The sequence below is a fragment of the Nocardia coffeae genome, from assembly GCF_019890715.1.
Lineage (GTDB): Bacteria > Actinomycetota > Actinomycetes > Mycobacteriales > Mycobacteriaceae > Nocardia > Nocardia jiangxiensis.
The window spans coordinates 423,411-438,745 of record NZ_JAINZY010000005.1 but is presented as its reverse complement, the minus strand read 5'-3'; the positions used below and the strand labels follow the sequence as shown (position 1 = coordinate 438,745).

Below are 15,335 nucleotides of genomic sequence, written 5' to 3'. Positions count from 1 at the left end.
CGCTCACGCCCCCAACGCCGATCCATCAGCGTTCAGCCATCGACGACGAGAACCGAACCCCGCACCCCCGTGCCGCGAGCATGCGGAAACGCCACCCCGCGAAGACCTACCAGGTCAACGCCCGTTCGTCCGCAATTCACTTCGAATTCTCCTGCTACTCACCATGATCCGAAGCCAGCGACAACCCGCCCACCCGGTCACCCAAGGACCGTACCCCGACTTCGACCCCGCCTCCACCCATCCACCCACGAACCTCGACACCCCCCACCAGCCCCAAACCCCCACCCCTGAGCAGCACAATTGCGGGGGAGATCGAGGACGGGGTGAACCTGCTCGAGCGGGGTGTCCCCGAGAACCCTTGCGGCAGCGGAAAACAGGTGCGTGAGAGTGTGCTGGCGGCTGGGCGGGAGAGGTGGCTTGACGGTATCGGCGTACTGGGCGGTGACCGATGATCTGCTGGGCGAGGCGCGGAGAGCGGATCGGCGGAGTCGGCGTCCGGCGCCGAGGCCCAGCCGGCCTCACAGAGGCGCCGCGTACGCCGTCTCCCGGGCCAGTCGCACCGAGATCGCCCGGGTGGCCGAGGTGAGTTCGGCCAGCAGCCGGGCCAGAGTGCTGCTCGCTGTCGGCGCGATCGCCGACAGCACGCCCCGGTAGGTGCGGTCGTTGTCCAGGACCGGCACGGCCACGGCCTGGTAGCCGATGCGGCTCTCCTCGCTCTCGGTCGCGTACCCGCGCTGTCGGATCCGTTCCAGCTCGGCGGGGAACTGGGCCGCGGTCAGGGTGCGCGGGGTCCGGCGCACGATGCGCGTGGTGACCTCGGCGAGCGGGAACTGTGCCGGCAGCATGGCCACCGTCAGCTTCCCGGCGGCACTGGAGCACAACCGCATCTGACGCCCGCTCTCCGCGGACCGGACGCGGATACGGTGACTTCCCGCATGCTCGATGCAGAGCAGCTCGCCGCCCTGGGGAACCGCGAGCAGCACCGCGGTGTTGTTCAGCCGCTGCGCCAGATCCTCCATGACCGGCCTGGCCGCCCGGCCGAGCAGACGCTGCCCGGCTGCGCGCAGACCCAGCTGGTACAGCCTCATACTCAGCTGATATCGCGTGCCCTCGCGCTCGAGCAAACCGGTGGCGATCAGATCCTGGCACAACCGGTGCGTGGTGGCCTTGGCGATACCTGTGCGCTGGGTGATGTCGGTGAGGCTGAGCGAGAGATCCTCGTCGCGGAAGGCGGTGAGAATGCGGGTGACCTTGTCCAGCACCGAGCGGCGGTCGTCGTGCGTTGTCGTCGATGCCACGGGGGCCTCCTGGATCACCCGCAGGTTATCAATCCTTCGCCGCCCACTCGACGACGATCCGGGCGAATTCCACCGGCTGCTGTTCGGGAAGCGGTACATGCCCGCCGGGGACCACCCGTGTGGGAATGGAATGCAGGGTGGCGAACTTCTCGAGTGCGGGCATCGAGAAATGGTCGTTCTCTGCGCAGATCGCCAGCGTCCGGGCGGCAACCCGGGCCAGCCGCTGGTCGAGCATCGAGCGGCGGACGGCCTCATGGCCCTCCTCCACCCGGTCGAGGACGGTCAGCGCGTCGATCATGAAGCGGTTGAGTGCGTCCTCCTCGCCCGGGAGGTAGAACTCCCGCCGGTTGTTCCAGAGTTCGAGCAGATGCGAGCCGTCCGGCCGGGGTTCGACGTAATCCACCATCCGGCGTTCCCCGGCGGTGCGCCGCTTCTCCTCGTCGATATACGGGGTGCCGGACAGCAACAGGCTCCGTACCCGGTCGCCGAGCCGCGCGGCCAGCTCTACCGCGATGGCCCCGCCGGTGTGGTGGCCGACCAGATGGAAGCGATCCAGACCGAGCGCGTCGACGAATTCCTGCGCCGCGTCGGCCCAGCGCTCCACCGAATGCGGGCCGGTTGGCTTCGCCGAGCCGCCGTATCCGAGGGTATCCATGGCAATGGCCCGATATTCGGCGCCGACCAAGGGAAGCACGGAGAGGTACTCCGTCCACGAGCGTGGTGTCTGATGCAGCATCAGGATAGGAGTCGCGGAGCCGCATTCGGCATAGTGCAACTGCCCGAAGGAACTCGGCGCGTAACCGCGCTGGATCCGTGGGGTGTCGGTCATCGGGTCTCCTTTGTCTCGTGTGACGTGCAGAGCAACGGGTCAGGGGGTAACGAGCGCGACCGGGACCGCCGGCGCGTACTCCCGACCGCCTTGGAACACCGCCCGCAGCCGTCCCGGCTCGGACAGCACCCCGAGGTCGCGCACCGGATCGCCGTCCACCACCAGAAGATCGGCCCACCGCCCGGGCGCCACCACACCCGTACGCTCCCCGAGGCCCAGCGCCTCGGCGGCGGCGGAGGTCGCGGCAGTCAGCGCCTCCAGTGGGGACAGCCCGATCTCCTGGTGCAGGAGCTGGAGTTCGCGGGCATGTGCCCCGAAGCGCACGGTATTGCTGGAGTCGGTGCCCGCAATCAGCCGCACCCCCGACCGGTACGCCAGGCGCACGGACTCCAGACGCCGCTCCCGCAGGGCACGCGCCTTGTCCAACTGCTCGGGCGCCAGCCCTCGCTCCCGGCCGCGCTCGACCATGAACTCGCTGATGGACAGGGTCGGGCAGAGCGCCGTGCCCTGCTCGAGCATCCGTTCGACCAGCCGCTCGTCCAGTTCCGAGCCATGCTCCAGGGTGTCCACGCCCGCCGTCAGCGCCGTCTCGATTCCGGCGCGGGTATGCGCGTGCGCGGCGACCCGCAGACCGAGGGCGTGCGCCTCATCGACGATGGTGTCCACCTCGGCCAGGGTGTAGTTGCGCCACTCGGTGCGGTCACCGGCCGATAGCGTCCCGCCGCTGGTACAGATCTTGATCAGGTCCATGCCGAGCCGGGCGTACTCACGTACTCGCTTGCGGCATTCGTCCACACCGTCCGCCGGGGCCCACATCCGGCGCTCGTCCATGGTGGCCGGGCAGAACATATCGCCGTGCCCGGCCGTCATCCCGACCAGCCCGGCGGCCACCACCCGCGCCCCGTCCAGCACCCGAGCACCGATCGCATCCCGCACGGCGGCCTCGAGCCGACTTCCCGCCATATCGCGAACCGTGGTGAAACCGCTGTACAGCGCGGTACGAGCATTCGCCAAGGCGTGCAGAGTCTGGGTCTCCGCCGAGTTGACCATGTTCCACAGATGGACATCGGCCGGCCGCGCCGCCGCGTTGGCGCGAAGGTGGACATGGCAGTCGATCAGTCCGGGCAGCAGGGTCGCGCCGCGCAGGTCGTGGACGAGGTCCCCGGGCGCGCCCGAGATCGTGCCCGACGGACCGACCTCGCTGATGTACTCGCCCTCGACCACCACCGTCATATCCGGCCGGGGCTCGGCCCCGGTGCCGTCGACGAGGGTGGCGTGGGTGAGGACTACTCGATCTGTCATACGGACTTCCTTGCCGGGGGCGTGCTTCCGGACTCGTATCGAACACGCCCGCCCCACCCCGGCACCAGCGAACAGTTCCATTCTCCGGAACCAGCCGCTGGTCCCGACCTGCGGGCTTGTCTTATACACGCAAGAGCACACATCTGCCCGCGAGGGCATTCCGCTATTCACCCGAGGATGACGAGACACCCATGGCAGCAACCGCGACCAGCAGTACATCCACGACCTCCGGCACCCTCCGCGTGCACAGCGCCCGCCTCATCGACGGCACCGGCGCCGCCCCTGTCCAGGACGCCGTGATCCTGGTCGAGAACGGGCGGATCGCCTACGCAGGTCCGATCGCCGGCGCGCCCGCGATCCCCACGGGAACACCGGAACTCGACGCCGGTGGCCGCACGGTCCTGCCTGGCTTCTTCGACTGCCATACCCACCTGAGCTTCGCGCACGGCCAGCCTCACTTCCGCCGGGGCGAACTCGACCCGCTGATGCTCACCCTGGACACGCTGGACCGGCTCGAGCTCACCCTGAACGCGGGCATCACCACCGCCCGCGACCTCGGCGGGCTCCCCTCCGGCTACGGCCGGGCAGTGGCTGCCGGACGTGTCGTCGGCCCGCGCCTGCACACCGCCGTCCGCATCATCAGCCACACCGGCGGCCACGGCGACGTCCGCCTGCCCGACGGCCACGACCTCAGCGGCGGTATGTCCGAGATCGCGGACACCGAGGAGGAATGCCGGCTTGCGGTCCGCAAAGTGATCCGGGACGGCGCCGACGTCATCAAGGTGTGTGCCACCGGCGGTATGGCCAGCCCCTACGACCAGCCCGATGACGAGGGCCTGCGCGAGGAGGAGATCCGGGTGGTAGTGGACGAGGCCCGCCGCCACGGCGGCAAGCCGGTGGCCGCGCACGCTCAGGGCACGGCCGGCATCCTCAACGCCATTCGCGGCGGGGTCACCAGCGTCGAGCACGGCTACGGACTGGATGCTCAGGCGCTCGAACTCGCTGGTGAGCGCGGGACGTACGTCGTCCCCACGCTGTCCACCGTCTACGCGGGCATCAACAGGGACACCATGCCCGAGTACCACTACCAGAAGAAGATCCGCTGGTCCGGTATCACCAAGGAGAACATCGGCCGGGCCATCGAGCAGGGGGCGCGGATCGCCCTGGGTACGGACGCGGCGGTCTGCCCACACGGGCAGAACCTGATGGAGTTGTCCTACCTCGCCGACCTCGGCATGCGCCCGATGGACGCGATCATCGCGGGCACCCGCACCTCAGCCGAGCTTCTGGGCCTGGACGACTGTCTGGGTACCCTCGAAACCGGGAAGCTCGCCGACCTGATCCTGTGCGAGGGCGACCCGTTGGCGGACATCGGCCTGCTGGGCAAGCCGGAGAACGTCCAGGTGGTGGTGCAGGAGGGCGTCATCCGCAAGAACACGCTGTGAACGAGCGGCCAGCGAGGTGAAGTCGTGAGCTGACGAGAAACAGCGGGGCCGGGTCCCACGGACCCGGCCCTGCTGTGTGATGCGCGCTCAGGAACTCGCTACCTCGGCGGTCTCCGGCACCGAAGGCACCTCCACCGGCAGCCGCCCCAGCAATCGTCGAATCGTCTCCACACCCACCGTGACCACGAGGTTCGCCGCTAGACCTACCAGCCCCGGGGAGATGTGCCCCAGATTCACCTCCGGGCTGAAGGTCAACGCGATGACCACCGCAACCCCCGCCACGATCCCGCTCACCGCGCTCGCCGCACCCATCAGCGTCCTCCCGCGGCCCAGCGCGGCGATGGTCGCGGGGGCCAGTTGGCACAGTCCGGTGTAGGTCAGCAGCAGCAGATTGGCCAGCGAGTCCGGGCGGGCCAGCGCCAGCACGAGGGCGAGCCCGGTGAGCACGACGACCGTGCCCTGGCTGGCCCAGTACTGCCCGCGCTCCGAGCGCACCCGGACCACGTTGCGCGCCACCAATGGGCAGATGCCCACCAGCAGCCCGGCCGCCGGCACCATCGCTGCCGCGATCCCGCCCACCGCGATGACGCCCACCAGCCATCCGGGCAGCGCCCGACCGGCCAGGGTGAACAGAGCGGAATTGGCGTTACCCGAACCGCGCAGCACGGTCATCGCGACGAAACCCAGCACGATCGGCATCACCAGGCAGACCGAATACAGCGGCAGCACAATATAGTTCCGCCGCAGCACCTTCGCGTTGCGCGCGCTGAGAATGCTCGGCCAGTTGTGCGGGGACGTGACGAAAACCAGGCCGATCGTGCTCACCAGCACGCTGCTGACGAACCACGTCATGTCGTGCGCGCCCGCGTGCACATACAGGCTCTGCGGCATCGCCGCATGCGCCTTCGCGAACAGTCCGGAGATCCCGCCGGAGAAATGCAGCGGCAGGACGACCACCAGCAGCGCCAGCACCACAAGCATGATGGCGTCCTTGAAATAGGACGTGGTGGCCACGCCGCGCAACCCCGCCCACAGCACGAACGCGACAACCAGCACCGTCCCGCCGATCATGCTCCAGTGCGCGGACCGCTGGTCACCGGTGGCGAACCGGACGATCTGCCCCAGTCCGGTGATCTGCAACTGCAGGTAGGGCAGCAGAAACACCGTCCCCATCACACCGACCAGCCAGCCGAGGAACCGGCTGCCGTACACACCCTCGAAGAAATCACCCTGCGTCAGATATCCCGCCGCGGCGGACCTCCGGCGCAGCACCGGAGCCACCAGGTACAGGCCGAGAAACGCGAGCGGTGTGTAGATCAGCGGATAGAGAGCGCCATTGCCCACGCTGGCGCTCAGCGCCACCAGACCCACGAATGTGAACGTGGTGAACGCCTCGCCGGCCTGCAGCAGCCAAGTGGCGGCCATACCGAGTCTGCGGCCGCCGACCGCCCACCCGTCGATGTCGGTGCTGGCCCCGCGGCGGCCGATGAACCCGAGCAATCCGATCACGAGGATGCCGCCAATCATGACGGCCGACATGGAGTTCACTCCTCGTCACCTCCCTTGGACCGCTCGACGACTACGAGTACCGCACTGACCGAGACCGCGCAGAGACAGACCCACCACATGAGACTCGGCAGACCGAGCCATAGCTGTGGACCGTTCACGGCCGGCAGGGCCAGGCCCAGCGCGTAGAGAACGGGTGGGATCGCGAGGAGCAGCCAGCGTCTCCAGGTATTTCTCATGCCTCTCCTGGGGGCGCTTCCGATGAATTGGCACGATTATTCGGACGATCGGGACGGCGAACAAGGCGAGAGTTCCGGTAGACGGAACTCCGGGAAGCCGCCTATCCCATCCTGGTATCGCGCCCGCCGCCGATCTCGGCTTCCCCAACCCGCACCGCCGCCAGATCGCCCCGGGCACGATGCGCTGGTCCAGCAGCCAGCTCACCACCGCGCTGCTCGAATGTCACCGCGAGAACCTGCCGCAATGACACGCGAAACCGACTGCGCCCCAGTTAAATTCTGGATGTGTTCAAGCTGGTAGTAGCCAAAAGGTCACGCGAATAAGTACACCCCTGACTTCGAAGATATCCAGCGACCCGGAATTCAGGTGAAATCGTGGGGAAAGCTTTGCGACCCAGCACACTTGGGCAAGTCGACACCGATCGACGGCGAATGATCCGGGGCCGCAGAGAGTCACACGAGCCGCGCTGCGCCCGCTTATAAGGTCAGGTCAACGCCGTTAACTGGAGACTCGGATTCTGAGCCGCGCTCAGCGCCCCACCGCGGCGACGGCGACAACGCAGTCGGTACAGTTCGGAACCCGAACATCGCCCTCCCGAGCAACGGACAGCAGCCGACATCCACCTCGTCCGACCAGCCACCGCTTCTACCTGCGAAGTTGGGAATCCGCCGAACTCGTCTGCTATCTTCTCAGCGGGTCCGATAGGGCCGAATGCCGGTGTAGTTTAGTGGTAGAACATCAGCTTCCCAAGCTGAGAGTGCGGGTTCGATTCCCGTCACCGGCTCTCGAAAATGCCCCTCCGCCAGAGTTTTCCGTAATCTCGGCCGCCCCGCTCAGCACGAGGGTGAGGCTTCATTCCAATCCATGCCCCACCGTTTCGGCGCTCTGCAACCACGTCGAGGCGATCTCGGCGTTCGCCGATGCCGACGCAGCGTAGGCGGGCACGGTACGAGTCGACCAGAACGACCGGTACGCGGAAGAGGACGAACGCCTACCACGAAGAGCGCAACCGCCGAGGATGGCTCGAAGGCTGAGCGGCACCGGCGGATCAGCTCCGGTGGCGGAAACTGAGCAGGGATCCGAGGAGACCGCTCAGCGCGTAGAAGGCCGCCCATACCGTGATGACGATGAGCACGACGAACAGCGGTAGCCAGCTGGCTTTGTGATGATCGACGCTCCACCACACTCCCGTGAACAGGATTGCGCTGATGAACAGCAGGATGTCGCGCAAACCGGCGCGATAGGAGGCGGCTGCTCTGCGGAGCGGGCGGTATCGGTGGACGGTGGCGACCAGGTCGTCGATACGGATATCGATGCTTCGCTGGAGTTCGGCTCGCCGCTCCACATCCTGCGGCGACAGGCGGTCCAGTAGTTCCATGTCCTGCTTGATCGCCTTGCGGACGTCGGGGCCCTTCAGATATCCCGCCGCGGCGCCGAGAGCCAATCCACCGGCGATGGGCGCCAGCCCCAGGGCGAGGTCAGCGACAGCGGGCATGCGTTGACCTCCTCTCGACGCACTCGCCTCATGTGGACGATATGTCTGCTGGGCCGTGCGACGTGAGCGGCAAAAGTAACCGCGTTGGGCCCTACCCGACATCACTTCCACCGAGCTGGCCGGATCAGCACAGTTGGCCCGGTAGTGGTGCGCCGTCCCAAGACGACGCACCTCCCCCGGGCACTGCGCGAACCGCCGACTCAGAGCTCGTGATAGAAGCCCATGTTGACGCTGCGAGGCGCGCTGCGATCCGAGATGGTGATCTCACCGTGCCCGCCCCTCGGCAGCGCGACCACCCCGCCCTGTTCCAGGGACTGGCCGAGGTTGCCCACGACCACCCGCACCTCGGAAGCCGGCGCGGCCTCCGAATCCGGCGCCCAGCTCACCTCCCAGGTCCCCTCGGGACCACACGCGAACTCCAGGTGAACCGGGGAGACGAACACCCAGTCACCCGGCACGACGATCCGGCACACCGACTTGTCGCGCCCCACGCGCAACACGGCGCCCGCCTCGCTCGGGGCATCGGCCATCATCATGCCGCCCGTGGCGGCCTCCGACCCGGACACCGTCGCCATGGTCAGTTCGAGCACCTATTCCTCCTCAAAAGTCCCTGCTCAACAACAAATTCGGTCCACAGTGCCGGATCGGGCTCGCCCGGCACCATCACGAAACTACCGGCCGAGAATCGAACCGTCCGGATCAATGACGAAAGACCCTTCCAGCAGACCGGTATTCGTACGAAAGTCGATGCGAGAGGACGACCGAGTACGCACCATCCGTCACATCCGACAGAAGGCAGCGCACATCTATGGAGATCGATATATATCCGGCGCAGAGGATCGCAATCCCCTTTCTGCGCATCGCGATTCGACGCGGGAACAACATACGCGACCTGTACGAGGTCGGCGAGCGTCTCGGTTACAACGTCACAGATCTCGTCTACCTGGACGCCCGAGTCGAATTCCCGCTCACCACGATCGTGCGCGAGCTGCACGCGAGGCCGGGGGCGGCGGTCATCGTGCCGAACCTGCGGCACCTCGACGGCATAGACAGCGCCGTGCGCCTGATCGCGCAGGTCATCACCGTGGAAGGCGAACGCGTGCTCGAACGCGCGCGACACCGTCTCCCCGGGGACCTCGGGGTCGAGCGCATGAACACGCTCATCACCGGCTGACTCGTATACTGTTCTCACACAACGGATCTCGATGAGAGATTCGTCGTGCAGTCTCGCCGCGGCACACTCGTCGACAGGTGATCGACGCGATCGCTACGGCACTGCGCTGCGTTCATCCCCCGGGTTTCACGTTCACCAACGTCATGTCCCCGTCGTAGTGGTCCACGACCCGGTGGTCCATGACCGCGCGCCACAGCGGCGGAATGAAGGCGAGCACCATCATGGTGGCGTAGCCGTACGGCAGCTGCGGCGCCTGTTCGGGACTGCGCAGGGTCTGGTAGCGGCGGCCGGGGTTGGCGTGGTGGTCGCTGTGCCGCTGGAGATGGAACAGCAGGACGTTCGTGACGAGGCGGTCGCTGTTCCAACTGTCGCGTGGTGAGCATCGCTCGTAGCGGCCGTCGGTCCGGCGGGCGCGCTTCAGGCCGTAGTGCTCCAGGTAGTTCACCGTCTCGAGCAATCCGAAGCCGATCACGGCCTGCAACGCCAGGAACGGGATGATGGTGTACCCGAAGGCCAGGATCATCGCGCCGAACAGCACGGCGGTCAACGACCACGCCTGCAGCAGATTGTTCTCCCGGCTGAACCATCGTTTTCCCTTACGGGACAGACGTTCCCGTTCCAGGGACAGCGCCGATCGAAAACCACCGAAGACGCTGCGCGGCAGGAACCCCCACAGCGACTCACCGAAGCGGGCGCTCGCCGGATCCTCGGGCGTGGCGACGCGGACGTGGTGGCCGCGGTTGTGTTCGACGTAGAAGTGCCCGTATCCGGATTGCGCCAGTGCGATCTTCGCCAGGCGGCGTTCGAGATGTTCGGCTCGATGGCCGAGCTCGTGGGCCGTATTTATCCCGATGCCGGATACGATCCCGACCGTCACGGTCAACCCCAGTTTGTCGACGAGACTCAATTCGGGGCTGGACCACATATAACCTGCGACGGCCAGGCCGGCGAACTGTATCGGCAGGAAAAGGTAAGTGCACCAACGATAGTAATGATCGTCGGACAACACCTCGTAGTCCTGCTCGCTCATGTTGCCGCTGTCGCGCCCCACGGCGACGTCCAGCAGCGGTATCACCACCAGCACGAAGATCGGGCCGATCCACCAGAACAGTTCGAGTCCGGTGATCTGGACCAGTTGCGCCGGAAACAGTGCAGATGCGGGCGCTATCGTACCCAGAACCCAGAGATAGCGCTTCCGATCGCGAACAGCGATGTTTTCCATATCCGTCATAACCGTTTCGCCCCACCAAGCCCGATAAACGATCATTCGAAGGCATGTCCGACAGCAGGAGTAATGCGCCGACTCTCCCACGGTAGCGGCCCTGCTGTCGCGTGCCAACGGAAAATTGAAAACACCTGAATGACCGGGCATTCGCACTTTATGCTCGGAAATTAATTCACTACGAACGAAGGACTTTTTCCTCTAGACACACGGCCGGGTCGGACCAGGGCAATTATGCCCGTGGGCCGACCCGTTACCGGCGTTATTCGTTCGAACCGACAACCCGGCTGTCCGGACCGGGATATCGACGTGCCGAAATCGATCGTTCCTCCGGCGCCTACGGCAGCGCGCCGCAATTCACCGGAGCGGGCACATTGGCCAGCCGATCGGTGATCCACTGCTGCGAATCGGCCGCGGAGGGGAAGAAGGCCAGGTCGTGTGTGCCGACGATGCCGGACATCGGCGGCAGCGACCCGTCGACCTGGAACTGCACGGGCGTGCCGTGCCCACACCAGCTCGCGGCCAGGGTACGGACGAGCGGATACGGCATCGCATCATCGTTGCGGGCAGCGTAGACGCGCACCGGTACCGACGGGCCCAGGCCGCCGAGCCGCTGCTCGTCGAACGCCCTCTTCAGCACCGGGGTGCGATCGATCACGGCCGTTATCGGTTGTCCACTGGTGGTCCATCGGGAGGTGTTCTGCGGCTGCACGAAACTGCTGCCGAGGCCACCGCCGCATTTGCCCATCGAATCGTGCAGGATCCCTTTCCCGGTATTGTTCAGCGCGGCATCGAGCGCCGGGCGGGTGTCCGGGTAATCGGCGGCGATGCCGTTCAGGATCCACGCGATGGCCGGTGCGACGCCGGGACGCCCGTCGTTGCGACCGATGTAGAACTCGGGATCCACCAGGGGCGCACCGACATACGCCCCGCGCACATTCAGATCAGGGGCGTACTTCGGTTGCAATTCGGCCGCCGCGCCGGCGCCCATACCGCCCTGGGAGTAGCCGTAGAGCATGACCGGCGAGCGGGGATTCAGGCCGCTGCCGGGCAACCGCAACGCGGCGCGCGCGGAGTCCAGCACCGCGTACCCCTGCGTCTTGCGGTTCAGGAAATCGTGGATACCCGGTGCACCCATGTCGTGGTAATCGGTGATCACCACCCCCATACCGCGCGCCAGCATCTGATAGATCGGGGCGAGGTCGTATTCGACGATCGCGTCGGCAGGCGGCTGGAACTGCACACCCTGCGACAACATCGCCGAAGGCGCGCACTGATCACTCTGCCCCTGCGTGCCGCCCGCGTACGCGATCAGCGGACGTGCCCCGGGACCGGTCCACGGCTGCAGCGGCTCCAGATACGTTCCCACCACCGAGGTCGGCGAGTTGTTGGTGGTGCTGCTGGCGTACGTCATGCGTGTCGATCTCGCCGGAACGGTGCCCGGGATTCCGGGCGCCGAGAAATTCATCTGCGACGTGTCGGCCCGGATGATGGATCCCAGAGTTCCTCCGGACTGTGGCGCCGCCGGCTTCGACCAGGCCTGTGGTGTGGCGATCGCCGCACCGCCGGCCACGATGAGGGTTCCTGACAACGCTGCGACCCAGGCGCGTTTCCCGCTCCTCATATTCGATCCTTTCTGCGATTGGGTTATCCAGAGCAACTGGATCCGGATCGGATACCGAATCCGTGTTCGAGCGCAGAACCGGTCGTACATACAATTCGTGGTGCCGTGGGCATAGCTTAGGACATCACCGGAGCACAGCTGAGCCAGATCGCCGGTCGGATCGGACAATCGATCGAATTCCACCGAGAGGACGCCATTGCTGTTTCGCGCGACCGGCGAAACCATGTGAAAGACCGCGAATTACGCCCGTGGCGACGACGAAAGGCCCTTCGAAGCACCACCGGCGCACGAAAGTCGATACGGGAGAATCAAAACGAGGAGTCGGGTGAATCCCGCGCGGTCGCGAGGGCGAACCGCGGCGGATTGCGCTACCCGGCCGGGCGCGGACGCACCGGCCGGGGCGACACGCGCTACTTGATGCAGTCGGTGAGGATCTTCTGGGTGGCGGACTTGGCCTTGGCGGCGTCGTCCTTGCTCAGGCCCATGGTGGCGGAGTCGAGTTTGTTGGTATCGGTGCCGGGCTTGGTCATCAGGCGCAGTCCGTCCTGCGAGATGCCTTCGCCGACATAGATCTTCGCGGCGCAGTCGGCCAGCTTCGGGTCGTTCAGACCGCTGCTCTGCAACGCCTTGGACAGATCCGCCTGGGTGACCTCGGGCTGGGCGTTGCTCGAGCCACAGCCCGCCAGCAGGGGCACAGCGACCAACGCGGCGGCGATCAGCGTAATCCTCAACTGATTTCCTCGATTCTCGTCAAATACGGCTACGGCGGCGACACACAACCGCCGTGGTGATACTGCCGCATCCCACGGCTCCAGGACAGTCGGAGGTGACAATCCACAATCCGCGGGCGCTACAGATCCATCGCGGCACGCAGCGCGGTATCGAGTCGCTCCAGGGTGTCGTCCTCGACCGCGGCTATGCGTTCGGCCAGCCAACCTCGATAGATGCGGCCCAGATTGCCCGCGTGCACCCAGCCGTGACCGGGAATCGACACGGCCAGGATGTCCTGCGGATCCTCGTCGAGCAGTTCGGCGGCGATCAGCCAGGGGCGCGGCGACTCGTTGATGCCGTCACTCGAGATCAGGACGACGTTGCGACGCCGAGGCAAACCGTGCGGATTGTAGATCCACAGTTCACCCTTGCGCACGCATCAACTCCTCGGCGGCCGCGAGTTCGGCCTCCTCGGCGGCCGCGGCGGCCGCCGGATCGGGCACGGCAGCACAACCGGTGCGCACCGCTTCGCGCCGGGCGGCACGAGATATCCACGCGGACGGGGACATTCCCGCACGCTCCGCGGCCTGCTCGGCGAACGACCAGGCCGCCGCATCGAGTGACAACGTCACCTTACGGGTAGCCATACCAATTATCGTACCGCCGAAACGCACGAAACGAACACTGTTGGCATGACGCCAACCGTTGCTACCCTGTGCGCGTGCTGAATCACCACCGCGTCGGCAGCGGGGAGCCTCTGGTCCTGGTCCACGGCGTCGGCAGCCGCTGGCAGGTATGGGAGCCGGTGATCGACCGGCTGGCGCAATCGTTCGAGGTCTACGCGGTGGATCTGCCCGGATTCGGCGAATCCGAACCACTGGCGCACACCACCGTCGACATGCTCACCGACGCGTTGGCCGCCTTCCTCACCGAGAACGGCCTGGACACACCGCATCTGGCGGGCAATTCCATGGGCGGGCTGATCGTGCTGAACCTGGCCGCCCGCGGTCTGGCTCGTTCGGTGACTGCCTTCTCGCCGATCGGATTCTGGGCCACCGCCGGACGCGTCTGGTGTCAGCAGTCCCTCGGTCAGTCCGCGACGCTCGGCCGGATGCTGCGGCCCGCGCTGCCCTCGATCCTGGGCACGCCCGCCGGACGCGCCGCATTCCTGAGCCTGGTCTTCGGCAAGCCGTGGGCCGTGGGCGGCGACATCGCACTCGCCACCGCCCTCGGCGCGATCGACTCCCCCGGATTCGCACCGGCGTTGGCCTCCTTCGACCACGCCCGCCTGCAGGACTCCGGACGCCTGGCCCGCATCCCGGTCACCATCGCGTGGGGTAATCGTGACGTCCTGCTCACCTACGCCACCCAGAGCCGGCGCGCCCGCGCGCGGCTGCCCGAGGCGCGGCACCTCACCCTGCCCGGCAGCGGCCATACCCCGTTCTACGACGATCCCGATCGCTGCGCGCAGGCCATCCTCGAGCAGATCGCCGCGGCGGACCGATGAGCCCGGTCGCGCTGACCATCGACGGGAACCGTGCCGAGGTCGCCCTGGACCGTCCCGACAAACACAACGGTCTCACCATCGAGATGCTGCGCGAACTCACCCGCGTGGCGCGATTGATCCAGAACCGCAAGGATATTCGCGCGGTAATCCTGCGCGGAAACGGTCCGAGTTTCTCCAGCGGTCTGGATATCGCGGGGACGATGGGCAATCCGCTGGGCGTGGCGCGCAATTTCCTGCCGAATCCATTGCGCGGCACCAATTCTTTCCAGGAAGCCTGCTGGGCGTGGCGGCGACTGCCGCAACCGGTCGTCGCGGCCGTGCACGGGCATTGCTACGGCGGCGGCCTGCAACTCGCTTTGGCGGCCGACTTCCGTTTCGCCACACCGGATTCGGATTTCTCGGTGATGGAAGTGCGGCACGGCCTGATTCCGGATATGACCGGCGCGGCGACGTTGTCGCGGCTGATCGGCCTGGACAAAGCGCTGCTGCTGACCATGACCGCCGATCGGGTGGACGCCGCGCACGCCGCACGTATCGGCCTGATCACCGAGGTCAGCGAGGATCCGATCGCGACCGCGCAGCAGCTGACCGAGCGGATCGCCGAACGTTCACCGCACGCGGTCGCCGCCGCCAAACGATTGTTCGACCGGACCTGGAATGCGTCGGCCCGACGCGCTTTCGGCATCGAACGCGCGACTCAGCTGCCCTTGATACTTCGCCAAGCACGTTTTCGCAGGTAATCTGCGTACCGGCTGTACGCTACGAAGCCGGTGGCAATGCACACCGGTCGATATCTGCAGTACCCCCGTCGCCGGGGTAGCTAAACCCGTGCCGAATGTGCGCAGTTTGTATTTCACATTTTGCCAACCAGTCGATGATCGTGTGTGGCCGCTCTGAGTCTCCACCGGTATCGGCCGCCCGACTCGACACGACTCGGGAAGGCCGACCACGTTGTCCAGAGCAGTATCGATCCTGCTGTCCG

Annotated in this window: 18 protein-coding genes and 1 tRNA gene; 6 read left to right on the top strand and 13 right to left on the bottom strand. The window is 66.4% G+C overall.

The features are described from left to right. Positions 1-518: 518 nt before the first annotated feature. Genes K7711_RS21635 through K7711_RS21625 form a run of 3 tightly spaced genes read right to left on the bottom strand, consistent with a single transcriptional unit; the run spans position 519 to position 3,429 of the window. The gene (locus K7711_RS21635; protein ID WP_222971219.1) at positions 519-1,298 is read right to left on the bottom strand and encodes an IclR family transcriptional regulator; all 780 of its coding nucleotides are present in this window, start codon (positions 1,296-1,298) and stop codon (positions 519-521) included. A 28-nt stretch (positions 1,299-1,326) separates the two neighbouring features. Further along, positions 1,327-2,127, bottom strand: coding sequence for an alpha/beta fold hydrolase (locus tag K7711_RS21630; RefSeq protein WP_222971218.1), 801 nt, complete (start codon positions 2,125-2,127; stop codon positions 1,327-1,329). Positions 2,128-2,166: 39 nt separating this feature from the next. Next, entirely contained in the window at positions 2,167-3,429 is a 1,263-nt protein-coding gene (locus K7711_RS21625; protein ID WP_222971217.1) for a metal-dependent hydrolase family protein, read from the bottom strand. A 191-nt stretch (positions 3,430-3,620) separates the two neighbouring features. Between K7711_RS21625 and K7711_RS21620 the strand changes: the two genes are divergently transcribed. Continuing rightward, entirely contained in the window at positions 3,621-4,874 is a 1,254-nt protein-coding gene (locus K7711_RS21620; RefSeq protein WP_222971216.1) for a metal-dependent hydrolase family protein, read from the top strand. Between the two features lie 87 nt (positions 4,875-4,961). Here K7711_RS21620 and K7711_RS21615 read toward each other — a convergent pair whose 3' ends face one another. The 3 genes from K7711_RS21615 to K7711_RS48470 all read right to left on the bottom strand — a co-directional run bounded on the left by K7711_RS21615 (position 4,962) and on the right by K7711_RS48470 (position 6,846). Then, positions 4,962-6,413, bottom strand: coding sequence for a sodium:solute symporter family protein (locus K7711_RS21615; protein WP_222971215.1), 1,452 nt, complete (start codon positions 6,411-6,413; stop codon positions 4,962-4,964). A gap of 5 nt (positions 6,414-6,418) precedes the next feature. Continuing rightward, a complete protein-coding gene (locus tag K7711_RS21610; protein ID WP_222971214.1) occupies positions 6,419-6,619 on the bottom strand; it encodes a hypothetical protein in 201 nt (66 codons plus the stop codon). Positions 6,620-6,720: 101 nt separating this feature from the next. Then, positions 6,721-6,846 (bottom strand): hypothetical protein, encoded by a 126-nt coding sequence (locus K7711_RS48470; RefSeq protein ID WP_268929392.1) that lies wholly within the window; start codon positions 6,844-6,846, stop codon positions 6,721-6,723. Positions 6,847-7,333: 487 nt separating this feature from the next. On the opposite strand from K7711_RS48470, the gene K7711_RS21605 reads away from it, so the two are divergent. Then, positions 7,334-7,404: transfer RNA gene (locus tag K7711_RS21605), tRNA-Gly, on the top strand. A 264-nt stretch (positions 7,405-7,668) separates the two neighbouring features. Here the strand turns inward: K7711_RS21605 and K7711_RS21600 are convergent. Continuing rightward, positions 7,669-8,115, bottom strand: a complete 447-nt coding sequence (locus K7711_RS21600) for a hypothetical protein (RefSeq protein WP_222971213.1) — start codon at positions 8,113-8,115, stop codon at positions 7,669-7,671. Positions 8,116-8,315: 200 nt separating this feature from the next. After that, positions 8,316-8,705, bottom strand: a complete 390-nt coding sequence (locus tag K7711_RS21595) for an FHA domain-containing protein (RefSeq protein ID WP_222971212.1) — start codon at positions 8,703-8,705, stop codon at positions 8,316-8,318. A 218-nt stretch (positions 8,706-8,923) separates the two neighbouring features. On the opposite strand from K7711_RS21595, the gene K7711_RS21590 reads away from it, so the two are divergent. Beyond that, positions 8,924-9,289, top strand: coding sequence for a hypothetical protein (locus K7711_RS21590; RefSeq protein WP_222971211.1), 366 nt, complete (start codon positions 8,924-8,926; stop codon positions 9,287-9,289). A gap of 112 nt (positions 9,290-9,401) precedes the next feature. Here K7711_RS21590 and K7711_RS21585 read toward each other — a convergent pair whose 3' ends face one another. Together K7711_RS21585 and K7711_RS21580 are read right to left on the bottom strand one after the other, a co-directional pair. Beyond that, positions 9,402-10,520 carry an alkane 1-monooxygenase gene (locus tag K7711_RS21585; protein WP_235747521.1) on the bottom strand — a complete coding sequence of 373 codons (1,119 nt, stop codon included), beginning with the start codon at positions 10,518-10,520 and terminating at the stop codon, positions 9,402-9,404. Positions 10,521-10,848: 328 nt separating this feature from the next. Beyond that, on the bottom strand, positions 10,849-11,925 hold the full coding sequence (locus tag K7711_RS21580) for a lipase family protein (protein ID WP_222971209.1): 1,077 nt from the start codon (positions 11,923-11,925) through the stop codon (positions 10,849-10,851). On the opposite strand from K7711_RS21580, the gene K7711_RS21575 reads away from it, so the two are divergent. Next, complete coding sequence (locus tag K7711_RS21575; RefSeq protein WP_222971208.1) at positions 11,903-12,250, top strand: hypothetical protein; 348 nt, start codon at positions 11,903-11,905, stop codon at positions 12,248-12,250. The genes K7711_RS21580 and K7711_RS21575 overlap by 23 nt on opposite strands. Before the next feature lie 295 nt (positions 12,251-12,545). Here the strand turns inward: K7711_RS21575 and K7711_RS21570 are convergent, their stop codons facing one another. From K7711_RS21570 to K7711_RS21560, 3 genes are all read right to left on the bottom strand, one after another. Continuing rightward, on the bottom strand, positions 12,546-12,866 hold the full coding sequence (locus K7711_RS21570) for a hypothetical protein (protein ID WP_040828866.1): 321 nt from the start codon (positions 12,864-12,866) through the stop codon (positions 12,546-12,548). A 119-nt stretch (positions 12,867-12,985) separates the two neighbouring features. Continuing rightward, a complete protein-coding gene (locus tag K7711_RS21565; RefSeq protein ID WP_222971207.1) occupies positions 12,986-13,282 on the bottom strand; it encodes a hypothetical protein in 297 nt (98 codons plus the stop codon). Continuing rightward, a complete protein-coding gene (locus K7711_RS21560) occupies positions 13,269-13,493 on the bottom strand; it encodes a hypothetical protein (protein WP_222971206.1) in 225 nt (74 codons plus the stop codon). Before K7711_RS21560 ends, K7711_RS21565 begins: the two co-directional genes overlap by 14 nt. Positions 13,494-13,567: 74 nt before the next feature. Between K7711_RS21560 and K7711_RS21555 the strand changes: the two genes are divergently transcribed. After that, complete coding sequence (locus tag K7711_RS21555; RefSeq protein WP_308014862.1) at positions 13,568-14,353, top strand: alpha/beta fold hydrolase; 786 nt, start codon at positions 13,568-13,570, stop codon at positions 14,351-14,353. After that, positions 14,350-15,093 carry a crotonase/enoyl-CoA hydratase family protein gene (locus K7711_RS21550; protein ID WP_222971204.1) on the top strand — a complete coding sequence of 248 codons (744 nt, stop codon included), beginning with the start codon at positions 14,350-14,352 and terminating at the stop codon, positions 15,091-15,093. Before K7711_RS21555 ends, K7711_RS21550 begins: the two co-directional genes overlap by 4 nt. Positions 15,094-15,335 lie beyond the last annotated feature (242 nt).